Below are 671 nucleotides of genomic sequence, written 5' to 3'. Positions count from 1 at the left end.
GCAGGGCGCCTTTGGCATAATCCGACAACACCAGCGCACCGCAATGGGCTAACTGCTGCTTAACCTGCTCGGCAAAAGGCGCCGGATCCTGGCTGTGGAACGCCTCTTCAAAATCCAGCCGTAGCAGTTGTTGCTGACGACTAATCACCCGCAATTTGGTAATAGTGGGCAACCCGTCCACTTTCTGAAAATGGCAACCCACTTCCGCCGCCGCCAGCCGCTCTTCCAGAATCGAGGCCGCTTCATCGCGGCCCGTCACCCCAACCAGCTCTGCACGGGCGCCCAGGGCGGCCATGTTCAATGCCACGTTGGCGGCACCACCGGGGCGATCTTCCAGCTCGGTAACGCGCACCACCGGCACCGGCGCTTCCGGCGAAATACGGCCGGTGGGGCCGTGCCAGTAACGATCAAGCATGACATCGCCAGCCACCAGAACGCGGGCCTGGGCAAAAGAAGGAATTTGCGGGTTTTGCATCAATGTCTCCAAAAGACAACAGAGCCGAATTGCCCGCAATTGTAGCATAGCGGTGGAGGCAAAAAGGTTCTGACAGTACACTCCCGGCACGCCACTGCCTGCTGACCGGGCACAACCATTACGCATCGCCACGCTGTCAGGGTATCATTCAGCAACCCTTGGCCAATTTAGGAGCAACAGGACACGCTATGCCGCC

At 59.5% G+C, this 671-nt stretch carries 1 protein-coding gene; it reads right to left on the bottom strand.

Features of this window, described 5'->3' with window-relative positions; translation table 11 throughout:
* On the bottom strand, nucleotides 1-475 hold a 475-nt coding region (locus A3730_RS15860), incomplete at its 3' end, for a PfkB family carbohydrate kinase (RefSeq protein WP_231883978.1).
* Nucleotides 476-671 lie beyond the last annotated feature (196 nt).

This window comes from Alcanivorax sp. HI0044 (assembly GCF_001634945.1).
This window is presented reverse-complemented; position numbering and strand designations above follow the sequence as displayed.